The following is an 18,334-nucleotide window of genomic DNA, read 5'->3' on the forward strand; positions in this document are numbered from 1 at the left end:
CCTGTAAACTACTGCGATTGACGAACCAGTTTGAGCACCGCCCCGTTCTGGTGATCGGTGATGTACACCTCGCCCAGGGCATCCTGCCCAAACGAACTGACCGAAACCCCGCCCAACTGGAAGAGCAGTTGCGATTTCCACGTGCCATCCGCCTGACGGAGCAAACCCCACACCTTGCCGTTGCAGTAATCGGCGTACAGGTACACCCCCTGGAACTCCGGAAGCGCCGCGCCGCGATAGACAAACCCGCCCGTCACCGAACAGCCTTCGGGGTGCGGGTACTCCGCCACCGGGTCAATCAGCACGGCATCGGCGGGAGGCGTCCCCTCATAGGGATGCAGCCCCTCGCGGTAATCCCAGCCGAAGTTGGCACCGCCCGGCGAACCGGCGGGTAGAAAATCAATTTCCTCGTACAGGTTCTGCCCCACATCGCCAATGTACAGGTCGCCGGTCAGGCGGTCAAAGGAAAAGCGCCAGGGATTGCGCAACCCGTACGCCCAGATCTCCGCCAGCCCCTTCTGACCATCTGCAAAGGGATTGTCGGCTGGAATGGCGTAAGGTTCACCGCCATCCACGCTGATGCGCAGCAGTTTGCCCAGATGCGTCTTCAAACTCTGCGCATTCCCCCATGGATCGCCGCCCTGACCGCCATCGCCCAGCCCGATGTACAGATAGCCATCGGGACCGAACGCCAGTCCACCGCCATTATGGTTTGCCGCCGGTTGATCCACCCACAGCAGAACCTTCTCGCTGGCAGGATCGGCGCTGGAACGGTCGGGAAGGGCAGTAAAGCGGGCAATGACGGTATCGCCTTTGCGGTCGGTGTAGTTGACGTAAAAGAAACCATTTTCGGCAAAACGCGGATGCAGGGCAATACCCAGCAAACCCTGCTCGTTGCCAGAAGATCCCACCCGTTCCACAATATTGAGGAAGGGCGTCTCCCGCCGCGCGCCGTTTTCGATGAGCGAGATGACCCCGCGCTGTTCCAGCACCAGCAGACGCGAACCATCCCCGCTGAGGTCTGCCACATCCAGGGGACGTTCAAAGCCCGCTGCCACCTGCACCCAGCCGAACTGAGCCACTTCAGGGAACTGGCTCACCCCGGCCGCAGGCGCCTCGCCGGGAGCGGGATAGGACACCTGCGTGGGCGCGGGAGGATTGTCCGCGGGGGGCTGGTAGCCCTCCGGGGCAGGCGCCGTCCCACCCGGGACATCGCCAGCGGGCGGAGCGTAAGCCGTCGGCGCGGCGGGCGCCGGAGCAGTGGTCGTGGGGGGTTGCACAGAGGGCGTCGCCTGCGGCGAACAGGCAGATAACAGCACCCCGAAAAGAACGCACACAGCAAACAAACGACGCATCAAACCCAAATCAGCCTCCTTGCCACCATTAAGAATTGAGCGGACCTTCATCGCGGAATTCCGCGTCTATAATGTTCTCGTCCTCAGGTTTTGGCGTTTCCGAAACCACCTGAATGTCTACCTCGCCCTCGATGGCGCGGCGGTGTTCTTCCACCACATCCTGCGGGCACATCTCGATGAAGAGGGAGTTTGCCAGCCAGATGACCGCCGCATCATCAAAGGGCAGCAGAGGCAAGGCATCGGCAGGGATGAACATGTACACCACCGAGGCGATGGGGAGAATCTTCACCAGCGGCGAGACGCGGCGATCCGCTACCAGTCGGGCAATCAAACGCACCTGATTGGAAAGCGTGCGAAAAAATCCCCCACCCCCCACAACGATTTGGCGCGATTTTTCGGGCATCGCAGACCTCCGTTAGAAAGATTATACCAGCCCCGAGGGGTTTGACAAGCAGGGGTGTACACGATTCCGGCAGGCGATGCTCTTTTGATATACTTATCTTCAATGGCATCTTACTTCCTCGGACTGGATGCAGGCACCTCTTCGTGTAAAGCGGCGCTTGTGGACGCCTGCGGCAACCTGATTGCGGAAGGCACCGGGGCTTACCGCCTGCCTCCCCATCAGTCCACCACCGATCAGGATCCCGAAGCCCTGCTGGCGGGGATAGCCCAGGCAGGACGGGACGTCCTCGAGCGGGCAGGCATTTCCCCCGCAGATGTGGCGGGACTCTCGCTGGGCGCGGCAATGCACTCCCTGCTGGCAGTGGATGCCCGCAACCAGCCCCTCACCGGCGTGATGACCTGGGCGGACAACCGCGCCCAACTGCAGGCAGACCGACTGCGCGGCACAGCAGAAGGCGAGACGCTCTACCGCCGGACGGGCTGTCCCATCCACCCCATGTACCCGCTCTACAAAGCCCGCTGGCTGAGAGAAAACCACCCCGAAATAGTCCGGCGCACCGCGCGCTTTGTCACCCTGCGAGATTACGCCCTTTACCGCCTGTGCGGCGTCTGGGTTACCGATCCCTCCATGGCATCCAGCACCGGCTGGCTCAACCTGCACACGCTGACGTGGGACGCCGGGTCGCTGGCATTCTCAGGAATCGGAACGGCGCAGTTGCCGGAGATTCACCCCCCCGATGCCGTCTTTCCCCTGCGTCCCTCTCCGCTGACGAAGGCTCTGGGTTTGCTCCCCGGCACACCGGTGGCACCGGGATGCAGTGACGGGGTCAACTCCAATCTCGGCGCCGGAGCCGTGCGCCCGGGACAATCTGTGCTGATGATCGGCACCAGCGGCGCCCTGCGTCTGTTCTCTGACCAGCCGCGCTTCCACCCCGCGCAGGGGTCCTGGTGCTACGCCGTGGAAGCGGGGCGCTTTCTGGTGGGCGGTGCCATCAACAACGGCGGGCTGGCGCTGAGCGTGCTGCGCAACCTGCTGACATCCTTCCCCGGCGCCCCCGCGTTGAGCGTGGAAGACCTGCTGAGGCTGGCGGAGCAGGTTCCCCCCGGCGCAGAGGGATTGATTGCCCTGCCCTTCTTCAACGGCGAGCGCAGTCCCGACTGGAATGCGCAGGTGCGCGGGGCATTTCTCGGCTTAACCCCTGCCCATCGTCCGGCGCATCTGGCGCGGGCGGTGCTGGAAGGGGTTGCCTTCCGCCTGCGCGCCGTGCTGGAGATGCTGGAAGAAACCGGCTTGAGCCTGTCCGAAATCCGCGCCTCGGGCGGGTTCGTGCGCTCGCGTCTGTGGCTCTCCATTGTGGCTTCGGCACTCGAACATCCCCTCAGCCTGCCCGCCAGCGGCGAGACTTCCAGCCGTGGGGCGGCGTTCTGGGCAATGCGCGCCGCCGGCGCGCTCAGCAATTTCGAAAGCCTGCCTGAGCGCATCACCATCGTCGAGACGGTGCCCCCCCAACCAGCCGCGCAGGAAGCCTACCGGCGCCTCTATCCGCTGGCGCAGTCAGGCTACCGCGCCCTGCTCCCCCTGTACGATGCGCTTGCCGACCTTAACTCATCCCCACTGGAAAGGTGACCCGTGATGACCCCCTCGCCTGACCCCCTGCACATCCAGCGCGCTCAGACGGTGTACCGCATTCTGGAAGCGGTGTACGGCATACCCGAATGGCGCAATCCCCTGCCGCCGCTGGATGAACTGGTCTCCACGATTCTCTCGCAGAACACCAACGACCGCAACCGCGATCTCGCCTATCAGCGCCTGCGGGAGCGCTTCCCCACCTGGGAAGCCGTGCGCGACGCGCCCACCGCCGAGGTCATCGAAGCCATCCGCCCGGCGGGGCTAGCCAATCAGAAAGGGGCGCGCCTTCAGGAAGTCCTGCGGCAGATCACCGCCGAGCGCGGCTCGCTGGATTTAAGTTTCCTGCAGGAGTTGCCCGCCGATGAAGCCCGCCAGTGGCTCCTGCGCTTTAAAGGCGTGGGGGTAAAGACAGCCGCCATCGTCCTGCTCTTCTCGCTGAACAAGCCTGCCTTTCCGGTGGATACGCACGTGCACCGCGTCAGCGGACGCATCGGTTTGCGCCCGCCGCAGATGAGCGCCGAAGACGCCCACGAGTACCTTGCCCGCGTGTTCACCCCCGAACAGTACGCCGCCGGTCACCTCAACCTGATTCGCCTCGGGCGGGAAGTGTGTCACGCCCGCAAGCCCGACTGTCCCCGTTGCCCCCTGCGTGCGGTGTGCGCATACGTCAGGCAGGAGGACGGCGGTCGCGCATCCACAGAGCAAACTGCCCCATAAAAAGGAGACTGAGCGCCAGCAGGACGAGGAAAATCCCTGCCATGTTCGCCGAACCGGAATTGAAGATGGGCGAATCGGGGTGCAGAACGTTCTCCGCCCTCCCCAGCGCCATCCACAGCGCCGCGCCGAAGAGGGCGTTGATCAGTCCGGTCAGCCAGGGCAGGTCGAAGAGCGCCAGCGCCACCTGCACCAGCACCGCCGCCACCCCAAACGCGGCAGGGATGCGCCAGCGCGGCTCGTCCCAGAAGATGCCGCCCCAGTTGATCTGCTGAACCAGCAGGGAGACCGGCAGATAGGTGAGCCAGAAGAACAGTCCGGTGCGTCCCAGCGCCAGCGAGGCTTCTGCCCAGCCAGAAGCGCGCCCGGAACGCGTCAGCGACAACGCCACTGCGGCGATGCCGCTCAACCCGGCAAGGGCAAAGGCAATCTTCCCCATCCACACCCACGCGCCATGAAAGTACACCAGGCGAATGCGTTCGCCCAGCGTTTTCTCCAGCGGGGCAAAAGCCGCCACCAGGGCAATCAAAGCCAGGCTGGCAAGCATGCACTGCCAGCGGTAACGTCTCAATGCGTGCAACAGGGTTGACATTCTTCTCCTCCAGAGGCACAGCAATGCCCTCTGCATCCCTGCAGAGGGCAATGGGAAACCTGCAAAAAAAATTACGGCGTCTCCGCTTCGTGAGGCGGTTCAGGCAGGTGGCTCAGGTACACATTCAGCCGGTCGTAGCCTTCAATGCACCCCAGACGCACCAGCCAGTCCAGGTCGGCGTCGCTGGCGCGATGGCTGACCTCCTGTTCGCTGGCAGTGAAGAACTGCCCGCGCACCAGATCCAGGTACAGACCATTGCCCCAGTCCAGCGCCGCAAAACCGGCACGCATCATCACCACCCAACTGCGGGCAACCGGTGTAGTGCGCATCTCTCAAATCAGCGCGGTTGAGATGCCAGTGCCGCTGCAAAGGTGGTTCGGCGCAGTTTTTCAATCAATTCCTTCTGCGCATCGCACCAGATGGGTTTCATCGGGCAATTTTCGCCAAACTCACACGCCCCGGAGGGTGAGGTGCACTCGTTCATAGCGATGGGACCGTCAATGGCTTCCACCACCTCCAGAACGCTGATCTCTTCGGGCGGACGCGCCAGCGACACGCCGCCGCGCGCACCCCGGGACGTGTGAATCAACCCGGCAATGGAAAGTTGGGAGATAATTTTCGCTAAAAAAGAAGGCGGGATGTGCTGTTCCTCGGCAATCTGACTGGTTGCCGCCCGCTGATTGGGAGATAATCGTGCCAGATAAACCATCGCGCGGAGCGCATAATCAGCCTGTCGGGTAATCTGCATATCAACCCCTTTTCGGAAATAAAGATAGAAATTCTCAAGATTATAAATAAGTTTATTTAACTCTATTTTATCCGACAAGTGATAGATATCACATCCTCTTGTGATGAAAAGCGTCAGCGTCAAAAATAATGGGACACGCAACCCCTTCAGGGCACTGGTGCAAAAAAACAGGGCAGTGCCCTGTTTTTTTTTTTTTGCATTATATACTATTAAGGTAAATAATACTTTATTACAAACCTGCCAGCAGACGCTGACGGTTGAAACCGCGCACCGCAAGGCGGGTCAGCGCCAGGGCAACTGCCCAGATTGCCCCACCCACCAGCAAGCCTGCCTCCACCGTCAGGTACACCACCCCTGCAATCTGCCCGAAGAGCAAAGGAAGCACCAGCACCACCAGCACCCCGCTCAACTGATACGCCCCCATGAAAGTGGGATTGCGCGCCGAAATCAGCACGGTGAATGCTGTCCCCAGCAGAGAAAGGGCGGGAGAAATCCAGAAAATCAGCGGGTACCACGTGGGAATCGGGAACCACACCCACCCCATCGTCCAGTACGACGCCAGATTGACCACCAGCGTATACACCAAAAAACTGCCCCACGTCAGCCCCAGCGCAGGCAGGAACGCCGCCAGCACCTTGCCGAAGAACAGCTCCACATCGCTGGCGGGGGTGTACAGCAGGGCTTCGATGGTCTTGCGCTCGCGCTCACCGGCGAAGGAATCGGCGGCGATGACGGTCGAGGTCATCAGCGGCAGGATGAGGAACATGGGCGCCAGCATCATTCCCAGCATGAGGACGATGACGGTGCGCTGGACGTCCAGCCCCTGCGTGTAGGGCGTCAGGAAGGCGGGCAGGTTGTTCAGCAACGGCTGGATGTCGGGATCACTGACGAACGCCTGCGACATTTGCGGCGAGAGCGACGGAACGATGATGAACAGGACGGGCATCAGCACCACGAAAATCAACGGCAGCACGATCATGGGCACCACCACCGCGGTGTTCTTGAAAGCATCCGCCCAGTCTTTCCGGGCAAGCGTCCAGAGTCTTTGCAGATTCATAGGGTTTCCTCCTCCGCCTGCGCCTGCAGGGTAAAGTAAATATCCTCCAGTGAGGGACGCGCAGGTTCGACGCGCACAATGGGCGCCCCCAGACCTGCCAGACGGCTTACCAGCGCGGGTATGTCCTCCACGCGGGAGACCTGCACCCGCAGAAGCGCGTCCTGCGCCTGCACCTGCAGGGCAAAAGGCAGTTCCCCCGCCGGGATGAGATGCGGTTCGAGCAGTTGCACCTCCACCCACACACCGGGGTTGAAGCGGCGCTGGAGTTCTTCCAGCGAGCCCATCGCCAGGGCGCGCCCGCGGTTGAGAATGAGCACCCGGTCGCACAGGCGTTCGGCTTCCGTCAAAATGTGCGTGCACAGGAAGACCGCCTGCCCGTTTTCGCGGCGTAGAGAGGCAATCAGTTCGCGCACCTGCCGCGAGGCTTCCGGGTCAAGCCCTGCGGTCGGCTCATCCAGAAAGAGGATTTTGGGACGGTTGAGCAGCGCCCGCGCCAGCGCCAGGCGCTGTTTCATCCCCTTGGAGAAGGTCGCCACGCGCTCATCGGCGCGGTCGGCAAGGTCAAAAAAGCCCAGCAGGTCGTCCATGCGCCGCCTGAGGTCCGCGGCGGGCATTCCCATCATCTCGCCGAAAAAGCGCAGGTTCTGGCGGGCGGTGAGGCGTTCGTACAGCGCAGGCGATTCGGTCAACACGCCCGTTTGAGCGCGCACCTGCCCACCCTGCACAGATGGATCCAGCCCCAGCACGCGAATCGTACCTGCAGTGGGACGGTACAGCCCGTTGAGCAGGCGCACTGTGGTGGTCTTGCCCGCCCCATTCGGACCCAGCAGGGCAAACACCTCGCCTTCGCCGACGGTGAAGGACAGGTCATCCAGAGCGCGGCGCTCGCCAAAGGCATGCACCAGATGTTGAACGGCAATGGTTTCCATAACGATTTCTCCAGCGTCTCACGTGAAGCCTTCAGCCATAAGGTTCCAGAGATGTTTCACGTGAAACAGGGATCTCACACCCTTGAAAAATGTTTCACGTGAAACATTTACTCCTTCTGATTCAACCGGCGATAGACGAAGTACGAATACACCACCGTACCCAGCGCCGCGCCCAGCAACGCCGCCAGAATGACCCAGATGGAGATGATCGGCGGGAGAAACGCCGCCAGCACGCACAGCACCCCCGCGGCGCGGAACACCCACGCCCCCACCCGGTGCGTCTCCACCCACACCGCTTCACTGCTCAACGTCCACGGCGTGCGAATGCCGATAAACCAGTTCGGGCGGGCATGCTCCAGCAGACTGCCAATGCCGATGAACAGCAACCCCATGGCGGGTAAAAGCATCAGGGTCATGTTGAAGGCCACCCCCAGCCCCGCCAGCAGGGTCAACACGTGGATGTACGCCATGTACACGCAGAACCCCGCAATAAAGCCGTGATACACCCTGCGGAAGGACTCCACGTTCTTTCCCAGCGGGTCAATAGCGGGGATGTACACCAGCAGGTAGCCGATCCCCAGCGTCATCAGCGGTATCAGCAGAACCGCCCACAGGCGCGGCAGGGTGTCATCCACCTCGCCCTGTGCGTTCCAGTGCGAGGGCGTCTGTTCGGGCAGGCGCGGGTACGCCCACGCCCCAAACGCCAGCATCGCCAGCACCATCAACAGAATCGTCAGGTTAATCGCTTTTCGAGTCATCGTTTTCCTCCATGACAGTACGAATACACCCCTTCTAACCGCAGTTTCCTTTTTCTCCGATTTTTAACGTTCGGCAGGCTCGCCTTGCAGAACAGCGCTCCCTGCGCTGGCTGAGCCTGCCGGGCACCTTATTCTTCTTTCGGTAATTGCTGCTGACTCAGCGAGACCATCCCGCTCAGCCCGCCCAGATTCATCGTGTCCACCGCGCTGGAAGGCACGATGACCAGCGCACCTTTTTCCTTCAACCCTTCAGAGCATGTTCATGGCGCGCAGATGCAGAGCGGTGGGATTGTTCTGGTATGCCCGCGAGGCTTCGGCAAAACTCTCGGCGATTTGCTTCTCGCTTTCGCCCAGGATGACGCGCGCCTGACGTTCGCGCTCAGCCTGCGCCTGACGGCTCATGGCATCTTCCAGCCCCTGTGGAATGATGATGTCGCGTATCTCCACCGACTGCACCGTCACTCCCCACGGAGTGGTGCGCTCATCAATGATCTTCTGCAGGTCGGCATCCATCTTTGCCCGTCCCACCAGAATATCCGCCAGTGGCATCTGCCCGATGACCTCCCGCAGGGCAGTCTGCGCCGCCCAGGTGATGGCGGCACGGTAGTCTTCCACCTCCAGAGCGGCTTTTTCGGCGTCCCACACCACCCAGAAAAGCACGGCGTCCACGTCCACAGGAACGGTATCTTTGGTGAGGGTCTTTTCGGCGCTGAAAGGCGTCACCATCACACGGTGATCAATCCATGTGGCAATGGAGTCGATAATGGGCAGTATCCAGAACACACCCGGACCGCGCAAGCCGTGGAACCTGCCCAGCCGCAGGATGACGGCTTTCTCCCACTGCCGCGCCATCCGGAAGGCAAACAAAATGTACAGCCCGATCAGCGTCGGCGGCAGGACCACAGCCAGAATCGCGCCATCGCTGGCGCCGCGTTCATCCATCACCGCCGCCAGCACCACCCCAACGGTGATGAAGAGGATAAACAACGCTACTGCCAGCGGATTGACATGGGCATCCTGCGCGGAGCGCGTTCGCTGGGTGAGTGCCTCTTCCTTTCCTTCGCGGTGGCTCTTGCTTTCTTCTTTTGTGTGAACAGTCTGACTCATTTTTACACTCTCCTTTTAACCTTGTTCTCTTTCAGACCCTTTTTCTCTTTCCCGGCGGCGTTGCACCGCCTGATGAAAGACCCGTTCGATTTCCTCAAGATCGTACCCGCGGCGCAGGGCGCTCAGCAGGTAATCCTCGGTCATCTCTTCCAGCGCCATTTGACGCAGTCGTTCGGCGTGTTCTGGCGGGGGCTGTTCCAGAATGTAGGTGCCGCGCCCCTGCTGGGTGGAGATCAGCCCCGCCTCGTCCAGCAGACGGTACGCCCGCGCCACCGTATTGAAATTGACCCGCAGTTCCAGCGCCAGTTGCCGTACCGTAGGCAGTTGATCGCCCGGCTTGAGTGCGCCACTCTCAATCTGCCGCCGCACATGAGTAACAATCTGCTCATAAATGGGCACGCCAGAACGAAAATCGAGTTGAAAACCGCGAAATCCGTTCAATCCTTTGTTCTCCCATATTGTATCATTGTATCATTGATTGAATTGTATATTTATTGGAGCAAAAAGTCAAGGGGAATCTGAAGGGAAAGCAAAAAAAATCGTCCCCCGCAGGGCAATCCGGCGGGGGACGGCAAACGTTCTCTTTCTTGAGTCGCAGGCTGGCTCTCCTGCTGTTTAACCCAGGGTGGCGCCGTGGGCATCTCCCCAGCGGTCCAGGGTCTCCTCCACCCGATCGAGGAAGGCGTCCATTTGCTCGAGACGGGCGGCAAAACGGCTTTTATCCAGCCCCACCTGCCGGGTCATCTCCTGCCAGGTTTGCAGATCAGGCGAGCCGGCGGGTAAATGCGCCGCCGCCAGCGTCCACACCCGCAGTAACAGCCAGTACGCCGCCGAAGGAGCACTGTCCCACAGGGCACCTGCCGCCTTCAGGTAGTAAGCACGGCGGGCAGGGTGCAGACGCGGGGGCAAGGATTCCTGATTCGCGCTCTGATCCCAGGCCTGGGTGGCAGAGTTTATCCATGCCTGCCACTGGGCATCGTTGACCTCGATTTCTTCGGACAGCAGGGCAACCATTTGAGCGTACAGGTCGCTCCAGCCCGCCTGCTGAAGATGACGCTCCAGGTGCATCAGAAAGCGCCGCTCTGCCAGCGGCAGGGCGTGCAAACTCACCAGGGCGTTGCCGGCGTTTTCGATGGCTTTGAGATAGGCATACAGCCTTCGGGCGTGGCTGGGTTCGCTCTGCAGGGTCAGGTTCATCCAGGTACGGCGCGCCTGTTCGGCAAAGGCGCGGGCGCGCGCCAGGGTGTAATCAGCCTGCCAGAACTGCGCGCCGGTGGCGGCTTGAATGTAATCGAACCAGTGTTGAGGGTCGAACAGCACCAGCGGCTTGGCGTAGATGAACGGTCCCAGCCAGGGATCGGTGCGCAAATGGCGCGGCTGTCGGAAGGTCTCCTGAGCGAAACAGGCAATATCCAGATGCACCTCATCGGTCACCGGCACAATTTCGCGGGAAGCGTTGGGTTCGGTGTCGTAAATGATTACCAGGTCCACATCGGCGGTGCCGCCCAGCAGAGGTTCCTCCTCCATCAGTGAGCCGGTGAGGTAAATACAGCGAATGCGGCGGCTGACCCGCGTGCGCTCATCGGCGGCGCTGCGGGCAATGCGCATCAGAGTCTCGCGAGTGATTCGCATGGTTTCCTCCCTTTCTCTCTCACCGCACCGTCTGATGCCCGAATCAATCGCCGTGCAAAGGCAGAGGAAGTTCGGGCTGGTAGGGGGGCAGTTCCAGCGCCTGGCGGATGCGGTTCTCAATCCAGCGCAGGTCTTCAGGATAGCGCACAAAGTCCAGCACGTTGGCGTCCAGCGTCAGCACGGGCGAGGAAAGCCTGTCGGGGGAGAGGAAAAATTCATCATAGGCATGGTTGAGTTCGTCAATGTACGCCCGCTCCATGTTGCGCTCATAGACGCGGTCACGGCGGGTAATGCGCTCCATCAGCAGGTCGGTGGAGGCGCGCAGATAGACAATCAAATCGGGGGGCTGGATTTTCTCCGCCAGGGCTTCGTGAACGCGGTAGTACATCTCCAGTTCATCCCCCTCCAGGTTGATGCGCGCAAACAGGGCATCCTTGTCGAAGGTGTAATCGGAGATGAGGTTGCGCCCGCCCGCCGTCAGTTCGGGAATGCCGCGCCGCTGTTGATGATACCGGCTGAGCAGGAAGAAAATCTGAGTTTGAAAGGCATAGCGGGCGCGGTCTTCGTAAAACTTGCTGAGGAAGGGGTTTTCTTCAAAGACTTCCAGAAGAAGGTTGGCTTGAAAGGCAGGCTGCAGCATACGCGCCAGCGTGGTTTTGCCAACACCGATGACACCTTCAATTGCCAGATACATGAGAATCGCTCCAGAGTGAGGGTGATGGCGTTAATATACCATATTTCCAACCTTAAGAATGGGCGGGGAGACGGGCGAAGAGATCTCCCTGTGGAGAAAAACGGCAGTGCGAATCGAACAAATGGTCCCCTAAATACGGATTGGCATTTTTCCTCAATTTCCACAAAAACTGTGGATAACCTGCGAAAAACTGTGGATAACCCCCTCTGTTTGTGGATAATTATCGAAAATTTGTCCAATGAGTCTTTTCTGCCCTGTAGCGCCACCCCCCATATATGGGGGTGGTTTTGCGAATCCTGCGTTATTTCGGCGTGTGGATAACTTTGCCCGATCTGTGGAGAAATTCTCCACGGGTTCTCCACCACTCACCTGTGGATAACTTTTCCGCGATTCAGCCGAAGATGCGAGGGAACCAATATCCGCTCCCCCCATATCTGGGGTTAAACAGGCTTCTCAAACCTTAAAATCCACATATCCACACCCTCTACGATTACGACGATTCCTGATTCATTCCTGTGGGGAAAAGAATATATGGGGAAAAAAGAAACTCCCCCCTTCCACAAAGTTTGGAAGGGGGAGTACAAAAGTTATTGTTGTTTCTTGCTCGATTGTTGTTTACCTGAATTAAATTCAACCAGTTTTTCCCAATCAATATATCCATCACGACAAAAATCTTTTGTAAATTCCTCTGTAAACAGATTTACAATGCGGGCATATTCTTTCTGAAAATCTTCATTACGCTCTTTTGCCCGGTGTCCCAGGGGCTCAATGATGTCTAGATAAAGACGTTCATCTCCGGAAATAAATGTCCAGAATTCCTGCCCGCAGATTTTGATGTAGTCGCCATATTCGTGGGATTCTTTACCATAACAACACCCGTTAACTGCACGGACGTTGATGTTTGGCTGATTGGTACGCAGAGTCCTGATGGCTTTCTGGAAGGCTAAACGCATTTTTTTAATTTGTTCAGAGTTTCCCCAGTTAGGACCGGATTTGACTGAAACCAGATAGATCACTCCATCCTTTTCAAATTCAAGGTCTATACCTTCTGAAGATGATTTTCTTCCCCCGTAAACCTGATTACACACAAAAATGGCTAACTGTTCCATAAACTCGCCGAATATGGTTTCTTCATGGGAAGAAAGGAAAGCATCCAGCAACATCTTAACCAGATCATGAGCAACATGCAGGTTTTTGGCTTTGAAAAGGTAAGGATTTTTCCGTTTGAGGACTTCGTTTAATTTCAAATTTTTCAAACGTTCCAGACGGCGCTTATGAAACCCGTCAATATTCTTTTCCACAAATTGATAGATATGATCACTCAGAGTGGGGGGCATCATAAGATCCTTTTTCCTCCAGTAATACCATTTGTTTGGGGATTTCCAGTACAGGTTGAAGACTTTGCTGAGACAATGCAAAGTACTCAGGCAAGATTTCAATGCCAATGGAATTGCGTCCCATCCTTTGGGCTACCCGGTTGGTTGTTCCAGATCCCATAAACGGATCGAGTACCCAGTCTCCCTCACGAGTGAAAAGTTTAATAAACCACTCGGGCAGATCTTCAGGAAATACTGCACTGTGATTTCGGTTTTTCGTTTCTGTTGCCAGATGCAAAACATTGGTTGGATATACTTTGTTTCTGCCAATCCAGTTGGCTACCCGTTTGCCAAAGCCGCTTCCCACTCGTGAGTTATCGCGAACAAGATCGGTGTGGCTCAAATTTTTCAGGCGTTTTTCTGCCCAGCTCCCCATTGGTACCATCACTTCTTCCTGATACATGTGAAAATGCTTTTGCTTATTAAACTGAAGCAGTCTTTCCCATGCATCGCGGAAGCGATTGGGCCATTTACCGGGGTAGGAGTTTTTTTTGTGCCAGATGAACTCTTCTGTCCATAACCAGCCCTGTTTGCGCATTTCCAGAATTAATTCAATGACATAAGTGTGGCGTTCGCCATTGACGACTTTCTCTTTGATGTTCAGAATAAAAGTACCTGTAGGTTTCAGCACCCGAAGAAGTTCTCTGGAAATGGGTAAGAACCATTCCACATATTCATCAGGCTTTATCCCACCGTAGGTGTTGGAGCGACTATCTGCGTAAGGTGGTGACGTAAAAATTAAATCAATAAAGTTATCAGGAATTTCTTTCAATTTTTCCCGGCAATCACCCAGAATTAAACGCGTTTCTACTTTCATATTTTTATTATAATCCTTCTGAACAGAAGTTCTATCTTTTTAACGGGTAGGAGAAGAAAGAAGAAGCGGAGCCTGTACTGCTCCGCTTCCCGTAGGGCTTGAAGAGACCTTATATATGAATTGCGTGTCCCAGAACGGCTTCTGCGGCTTCCATGATGACCTCGCTCAGGGTGGGGTGCGCATGAATGTTGCGCGCCACATCTTCAATGGTCAACTCACTGCGCTGAGCCAGGGTGAGTTCGGGCAGAAGTTCGGTCACTTCCGGTCCAATCATGTGCGCGCCCAGAATCTCGCCGTGCTTCTCGTCCACAATGATTTTGACAAAGCCGGTGTAATCGCCCAGTCCCAGGGCTTTGCCGTTGGGCTGGAAGGGGAAGCGCCCCACCTTGACGGCGTACCCGGCTTCCTTTGCCTGCGCTTCGGTAAGCCCAAACGAAGCCACCTGCGGCTGGCAGTAGGTGGCGCGGGGCACCATGCGGTAATCAATGGGCTGTACCGGCAGACCGGCAATGGCTTCGGCGCAGGCGATGCCCTGTGCGGATGCCACATGCGCCAGCAGAAGTTTGCCGGTCACATCGCCAATTGCCCAGATGCCCGGCACGCTGGTTGCCATGCGCTCATCCACTTCAATGAAGCCGCGCTCGTTCATCTTCACGCCCACCTCTTCCAGTCCCAGATCGCGGGAATTGGGCTTGAAGCCAATCGCCAGCAGAGCCTGTTCGGCTTCCAGGGTCTTCTCGCCGCCTTCGCCGCTCACCACCACCCGCACGCCGGTTTCGGTGGTTTCCACCGATTGCACGCGGTGACCCGCCAGTACATTGATGCCGCGCTTCTGGAAGGCTTTGGTCAGTTCGGCGCTGATTTCTTCGTCTTCCAGCGGCGCAATGCGCGGCAGCATTTCCACAAGGGTCACTTCGCTCCCGTAGGCGTTCCACACGGTGGAGAACTCCAGCCCGATGGCGCCGCCGCCGATGACGATGACCGATCCGGGCAGGCGGGTCTGCAGGATGGCTTCCCAGTAGGTCAGCACTTTCTCGCCGTCCACCTTTACCCCGGGGATGACCGCCGCCGAAGCACCGGTGGCGATGATGATGTTGCGCCCCTTCAACTGGCTCACCTTGCCGTCGCGATCGGTCACCTGGACGGTGTCGCGGGCGGTCAGCCGGGCGGTGCCCATGTGCACGTCAATGCCGTTCTTTTTCATCAGGAACCCCACCCCTTTCGTCAGGCGGTCCGATACCTGACGACTGCGCTTGACCGCCACGGAAAAATCGAGGGTGAGGTTTTCAAAGGAAAAGCCGAACTCGCGCCCGCGTTCGCGCAGGGTGTGAGCCACTTCGGCGTTCTTCAACAGGGCTTTGGATGGGATACAGCCCACATTCAGGCAGACGCCGCCCAGCCACTGTCTGTCCACAATGGCGGTTTTCAGTCCCAACTGCGCCGAGCGGATGGCGCTGACGTACCCGCCGGGTCCCGCTCCAATGACGATGACATCGTACTCGTTCATGGTTTAACTCCCTGATAGGATGCGGGCAGGGTGATCCTACCCGTTTTTTGTTTCAAGCATACCATAATTGGATGATTTTTTCCGCTGGCGGTTACACCTTCCGGCGTTCTTTTTTTCTAAAGCCGTTCGAAAGGCACATGTCCGGTGCCGGAAAGAGGACAGTCTGCCTGAATGCCTTATCCATTTGAAGAAGAGCGCTCTTGCTCTTCCCGAATGACCTGCAAAAACACTTCCACGACGCGCGGATCGAAGTGGGTGCCGGCATGTTCCTGAATGAACGCCAGGGTTCTCTCCACGCTCCACGCCGGACGGTAGGGACGATCGGAGCGCAGGGCGTCCCACACGTCCACCACGGCAAAGATGCGCGCCGCCAGTGGAATCTGCTCGCCCTTCAAGCCGCGGGGATAGCCGGTGCCGTCCCACTTCTCATGGTGGCAGTAGGGAATGTCCAGGGCGGGACGCAGGTACTGAATGGGCAGGAGCATCTGGAACGCCAGGGTGGGATGCTGGCGCATGATGCGCCATTCTTCGTCGGTGAGTGCGCCGGGCTTGAGCAGAATGGCATCGGGGACGCCCATCTTGCCGATGTCGTGGAGCAGGGCGCCGCGGCGTACGTGAACCAGTTGCTCTTCAGACATGCCCATGGCGCGGGCAATTTTCAGGGTGAGTTCAGTGACCCGCCGGGAGTGTCCCTCGGTCTCGCGGTCGCGCAGGTCGAGAGCGCGGGACCAGCCCTCAATGGTCTCATCATAGGCGAGGATGAGGTCGGTGTTGGAACGCTGGAGTTCCTGGAAGAGGGTGGCATTGTCCACGGCAATGGCAATCTGACCGGCGAGGGTCTGGAAGAAGTCAAACCATTCCCTGTCGAGCGAGCGGGGCTGGCGCAGGAAGACTTCGAGAACTCCCTTTACCTGTCCTTTGGCGATGAGCGGGACGGCGGCATATCGGTTAAACCCTTCGCTTTGCAGCAGGTCGGCGCAGGGAAACGCATGGATTTCCTTCTGGATGTCGGCAATGAAGATCGGGCGTCTTTCCTTTGCCGCGTGCCCTGCCGGAGCCTCTCCCACCCGCAGTTTGACCCGATCGGGCAGCGATGAGGCAAACCCCAGACTGGCGAGGCTCTCCAGTTGCTGGGTGCGCGGGTCGAGCAAAAGCACGTTTGCCGCGTCCACCTTCAACTGGGTGGTGACCTGCTTGAGCGCCACCCGCAGGGTCAGCGCAAGGTCCAGACTGTTGCTGATTGCCTGATCAATCTCCCGCAGGGCGGAGATTTGCTCCAGACGTTGATGGGTCTGCTCGAAGAGGCGGGCGTTTTCCAGCGCGGCGGCGGCAAGGTACGCCAGGGTCTGGAAGGTATGCAGACGTTCTTCGTCGAAGAAGCCGGTCTGATCGCTGTACACGGTGAGCGCGCCAAACACCCGCCCGCGGCTGGTCAGCGGAAAGGCGGCGTTGGTGTACAGTTCGTGACGAATCAACAGTTCCCGCCATTCCGGTATGGCGGGTTGAGAGAGCAGGTCGGGAATGACCTGTGCGGTTTTAGTGCGGATGGCTCTGCCGGTGGGACCGTTGCCATATGGGCTGTCATCCCAGCGCACCCCGATTTGATGGGGGTAGGGATGATCTGGCGGGTAAACTGTCAGCACGGTGATGTTCCCGTCGGGTTCGGCTCTGCCCAGCCAGGCCAGTCTGGCACCCAGCACCTCGCAGGCAAGCCGCACGGTTTCCTGAGCGGCGTTTTGGATTTCCAGGCTCTCCGCCAGCGCGCGGGCTTGATCGGTCAGGGCGGAGAGCATCTCAAACTGGCGGCGAATGCGCTGTTGATCTTCCACCCGTTCGGTGATGTTAGACCAGGTGCCGATGATTTCCGGCAGGCTGTGTTCACTTCTGTGAATCAGGCGCAGTTGCTGACGAATCCACAACAGCGAGCCGTCTTTGTGGAAAAAGCGGTAGGTCAGGTCGGCGCAACCGGTTTCCAGCACCCGGTTGCTCTGTTCAATGGCTTTCTGGCGGTCTTCGGGGTGAACATGGCGAAGCCACCAGTCGTAACTCAGGGCTTCTTCTGCGGTAAACCCCAGCAGAGCGTGCACATTCTCGCTCACCCAGACGGGGGAAACCCTCCCGTCCTGTTCAACCCGCAGAACAAAATTGACCACCGGACTGACCGAAAGATACGACTCCAGCCGTTGAGCGGTTTCCAGGCGGGCTTCGCGTTCGCTTTCCAGGGTTTCCAGGCGCATCCGCAGGGTCAGGTAAAGCAGCAGGGCGGTGACAAGGACGAATCCCCAGCCTTTGTAGGTCTGAAACAGGGCAAGACGGTCTGGGTCGGGAACCAGCCACTCCAGCAGGCGGTCGGAAAAAAGAATCCACAGACCCGCAAACAGCAGGTACAAACCGCTGATGCGCAGGGCTTCTTTTTGAAAGCGCACAGGCAATTTCATGGTATTCAGTTCTTGAGCAGATCTCCGGCTTCTGTGAGAAAGGACGCGACCGCTGGAAAGGAGATTTATTTACGTTCTAAGTATACAGTTTTTCAGGGATGAGGAATATCCGATTTGTACAATCCTTTATTCCCTTGAGGCGGACGATTGCCCGGCTTCCCGGATGAGATCTTGCAGGACCCGCAGGGCAGACTCACGGCGTTCCCACGGCACAAACAGATGATCGTGATGCACAGCCGAAACCACGTTGAGAGGAATGCCCGCTTCTGCCAGAGGGCGGGCAATTGCCGCCAGAAAGCCCACCGCGGTCAGCGCCGAATGCACGGTCAGGGTAATGCATGCCCATTCTTCCGCTCCGGGCGGGGCAGGTAGAATGAGGGAAACGCCTTCCGCCTCGCGGAACCAGCCCAGGGCTTGATTCTGCCGGTTCTGGGCTTCCGCTTCGGGCAGGGAACGGAAGAGAAACCCCTGCGGGTGCAGGGCGGGCGCCATGTGGGCGAGCAGAAAAGTCAGATCTTCAGAAGCAATCAGGGCACACCTCACAGCGGTTGGGTAAATCTTCCGGTGGCGCGGCGCCT

General features: G+C 58.7%; 18 protein-coding genes and 1 pseudogene. 2 read left to right on the top strand and 17 right to left on the bottom strand.

The features are described 5' to 3' along the window. Window positions 1-8: 8 nt before the first annotated feature. Together LHF31_RS07620 and LHF31_RS07625 are read right to left on the bottom strand one after the other, a co-directional pair. A complete protein-coding gene (locus tag LHF31_RS07620) occupies window positions 9-1,406 on the bottom strand; it encodes a sorbosone dehydrogenase family protein (RefSeq protein WP_303774036.1) in 1,398 nt (465 codons plus the stop codon). Continuing rightward, complete coding sequence (locus LHF31_RS07625; RefSeq protein WP_298008924.1) at window positions 1,384-1,758, bottom strand: hypothetical protein; 375 nt, start codon at window positions 1,756-1,758, stop codon at window positions 1,384-1,386. Before LHF31_RS07625 ends, LHF31_RS07620 begins: the two co-directional genes overlap by 23 nt. A gap of 102 nt (window positions 1,759-1,860) precedes the next feature. Between LHF31_RS07625 and LHF31_RS07630 the strand changes: the two genes are divergently transcribed. Further along, window positions 1,861-3,384 (top strand): gluconokinase, encoded by a 1,524-nt coding sequence (locus LHF31_RS07630; RefSeq protein WP_298008927.1) that lies wholly within the window; start codon window positions 1,861-1,863, stop codon window positions 3,382-3,384. Window positions 3,385-3,390: 6 nt separating this feature from the next. Beyond that, window positions 3,391-4,104 (top strand): endonuclease III, encoded by a 714-nt coding sequence (gene nth / locus LHF31_RS07635; protein ID WP_298008930.1) that lies wholly within the window; start codon window positions 3,391-3,393, stop codon window positions 4,102-4,104. Here the strand turns inward: nth and LHF31_RS07640 are convergent. From LHF31_RS07640 to LHF31_RS07710, 15 genes and pseudogenes are all read right to left on the bottom strand, one after another. After that, on the bottom strand, window positions 4,055-4,693 hold the full coding sequence (locus LHF31_RS07640) for a hypothetical protein (RefSeq protein ID WP_303774039.1): 639 nt from the start codon (window positions 4,691-4,693) through the stop codon (window positions 4,055-4,057). The genes nth and LHF31_RS07640 overlap by 50 nt on opposite strands. Before the next feature lie 71 nt (window positions 4,694-4,764). Then, window positions 4,765-5,022 carry a hypothetical protein gene (locus LHF31_RS07645; protein WP_298008935.1) on the bottom strand — a complete coding sequence of 86 codons (258 nt, stop codon included), beginning with the start codon at window positions 5,020-5,022 and terminating at the stop codon, window positions 4,765-4,767. A gap of 8 nt (window positions 5,023-5,030) precedes the next feature. Beyond that, window positions 5,031-5,441 carry an Rrf2 family transcriptional regulator gene (locus tag LHF31_RS07650; RefSeq protein WP_298008938.1) on the bottom strand — a complete coding sequence of 137 codons (411 nt, stop codon included), beginning with the start codon at window positions 5,439-5,441 and terminating at the stop codon, window positions 5,031-5,033. Window positions 5,442-5,670: 229 nt separating this feature from the next. After that, window positions 5,671-6,498, bottom strand: coding sequence for an ABC transporter permease subunit (locus LHF31_RS07655; protein WP_298008941.1), 828 nt, complete (start codon window positions 6,496-6,498; stop codon window positions 5,671-5,673). Further along, window positions 6,495-7,427: an ABC transporter ATP-binding protein gene (locus LHF31_RS07660; RefSeq protein ID WP_298008944.1), complete on the bottom strand. Its 933-nt coding sequence runs from the start codon at window positions 7,425-7,427 to the stop codon at window positions 6,495-6,497. Before LHF31_RS07660 ends, LHF31_RS07655 begins: the two co-directional genes overlap by 4 nt. A 107-nt stretch (window positions 7,428-7,534) precedes the next feature. Further along, window positions 7,535-8,185, bottom strand: a complete 651-nt coding sequence (locus tag LHF31_RS07665) for an SdpI family protein (RefSeq protein ID WP_298008947.1) — start codon at window positions 8,183-8,185, stop codon at window positions 7,535-7,537. Window positions 8,186-8,313: 128 nt separating this feature from the next. After that, window positions 8,314-9,292, bottom strand: a pseudogene (locus LHF31_RS07670) (slipin family protein). 15 nt (window positions 9,293-9,307) lie between these two features. Next, window positions 9,308-9,733, bottom strand: a complete 426-nt coding sequence (locus LHF31_RS07675; RefSeq protein ID WP_298008953.1) for a GntR family transcriptional regulator — start codon at window positions 9,731-9,733, stop codon at window positions 9,308-9,310. A gap of 174 nt (window positions 9,734-9,907) precedes the next feature. Next, window positions 9,908-10,924, bottom strand: coding sequence for a hypothetical protein (locus LHF31_RS07680; protein ID WP_298008957.1), 1,017 nt, complete (start codon window positions 10,922-10,924; stop codon window positions 9,908-9,910). 43 nt (window positions 10,925-10,967) lie between these two features. Further along, window positions 10,968-11,618 carry a deoxynucleoside kinase gene (locus tag LHF31_RS07685; protein WP_298008960.1) on the bottom strand — a complete coding sequence of 217 codons (651 nt, stop codon included), beginning with the start codon at window positions 11,616-11,618 and terminating at the stop codon, window positions 10,968-10,970. A gap of 587 nt (window positions 11,619-12,205) precedes the next feature. After that, a complete protein-coding gene (locus LHF31_RS07690; protein ID WP_363324789.1) occupies window positions 12,206-12,958 on the bottom strand; it encodes a PmeII family type II restriction endonuclease in 753 nt (250 codons plus the stop codon). Continuing rightward, entirely contained in the window at window positions 12,936-13,811 is an 876-nt protein-coding gene (locus LHF31_RS07695; protein ID WP_298008967.1) for a site-specific DNA-methyltransferase, read from the bottom strand. Before LHF31_RS07695 ends, LHF31_RS07690 begins: the two co-directional genes overlap by 23 nt. Before the next feature lie 109 nt (window positions 13,812-13,920). Continuing rightward, the gene (lpdA, locus tag LHF31_RS07700; protein ID WP_298008970.1) at window positions 13,921-15,318 is read right to left on the bottom strand and encodes a dihydrolipoyl dehydrogenase; all 1,398 of its coding nucleotides are present in this window, start codon (window positions 15,316-15,318) and stop codon (window positions 13,921-13,923) included. Between the two features lie 176 nt (window positions 15,319-15,494). Further along, window positions 15,495-17,756, bottom strand: coding sequence for an HD domain-containing phosphohydrolase (locus LHF31_RS07705; RefSeq protein ID WP_298008972.1), 2,262 nt, complete (start codon window positions 17,754-17,756; stop codon window positions 15,495-15,497). A 126-nt stretch (window positions 17,757-17,882) separates the two neighbouring features. Beyond that, the gene (locus LHF31_RS07710; protein WP_298008975.1) at window positions 17,883-18,299 is read right to left on the bottom strand and encodes an ACT domain-containing protein; all 417 of its coding nucleotides are present in this window, start codon (window positions 18,297-18,299) and stop codon (window positions 17,883-17,885) included. Window positions 18,300-18,334 lie beyond the last annotated feature (35 nt).

The organism is Anaerolinea thermophila, assembly GCF_020723905.1.
Lineage (GTDB): Bacteria > Chloroflexota > Anaerolineae > Anaerolineales > Anaerolineaceae > Anaerolinea > Anaerolinea thermophila_A.

What these genes read in the sequence shown, in the direction of transcription:
- LHF31_RS07645 (WP_298008935.1), bottom strand. Translation starts at nt 5,022, where the DNA reads ATGCGCACTACACCGGTTGCCCGCAGTTGGGTGGTGATGATGCGTGCC.
- LHF31_RS07695 (WP_298008967.1), bottom strand. Translation starts at nt 13,811, where the DNA reads ATGAAAGTAGAAACGCGTTTAATTCTGGGTGATTGCCGGGAAAAATTG.
- LHF31_RS07630 (WP_298008927.1), top strand. Translation starts at nt 1,861, where the DNA reads ATGGCATCTTACTTCCTCGGACTGGATGCAGGCACCTCTTCGTGTAAA.
- lpdA (WP_298008970.1), bottom strand. Translation starts at nt 15,318, where the DNA reads ATGAACGAGTACGATGTCATCGTCATTGGAGCGGGACCCGGCGGGTAC.
- LHF31_RS07660 (WP_298008944.1), bottom strand. Translation starts at nt 7,427, where the DNA reads ATGGAAACCATTGCCGTTCAACATCTGGTGCATGCCTTTGGCGAGCGC.
- LHF31_RS07705 (WP_298008972.1), bottom strand. Translation starts at nt 17,756, where the DNA reads ATGAAATTGCCTGTGCGCTTTCAAAAAGAAGCCCTGCGCATCAGCGGT.
- LHF31_RS07625 (WP_298008924.1), bottom strand. Translation starts at nt 1,758, where the DNA reads ATGCCCGAAAAATCGCGCCAAATCGTTGTGGGGGGTGGGGGATTTTTT.
- nth (WP_298008930.1), top strand. Translation starts at nt 3,391, where the DNA reads ATGACCCCCTCGCCTGACCCCCTGCACATCCAGCGCGCTCAGACGGTG.
- LHF31_RS07655 (WP_298008941.1), bottom strand. Translation starts at nt 6,498, where the DNA reads ATGAATCTGCAAAGACTCTGGACGCTTGCCCGGAAAGACTGGGCGGAT.
- LHF31_RS07640 (WP_303774039.1), bottom strand. Translation starts at nt 4,693, where the DNA reads ATGTCAACCCTGTTGCACGCATTGAGACGTTACCGCTGGCAGTGCATG.
- LHF31_RS07665 (WP_298008947.1), bottom strand. Translation starts at nt 8,185, where the DNA reads ATGACTCGAAAAGCGATTAACCTGACGATTCTGTTGATGGTGCTGGCG.
- LHF31_RS07685 (WP_298008960.1), bottom strand. Translation starts at nt 11,618, where the DNA reads ATGTATCTGGCAATTGAAGGTGTCATCGGTGTTGGCAAAACCACGCTG.
- LHF31_RS07690 (WP_363324789.1), bottom strand. Translation starts at nt 12,958, where the DNA reads ATGATGCCCCCCACTCTGAGTGATCATATCTATCAATTTGTGGAAAAG.
- LHF31_RS07680 (WP_298008957.1), bottom strand. Translation starts at nt 10,924, where the DNA reads ATGCGAATCACTCGCGAGACTCTGATGCGCATTGCCCGCAGCGCCGCC.
- LHF31_RS07650 (WP_298008938.1), bottom strand. Translation starts at nt 5,441, where the DNA reads ATGCAGATTACCCGACAGGCTGATTATGCGCTCCGCGCGATGGTTTAT.
- LHF31_RS07620 (WP_303774036.1), bottom strand. Translation starts at nt 1,406, where the DNA reads ATGAAGGTCCGCTCAATTCTTAATGGTGGCAAGGAGGCTGATTTGGGT.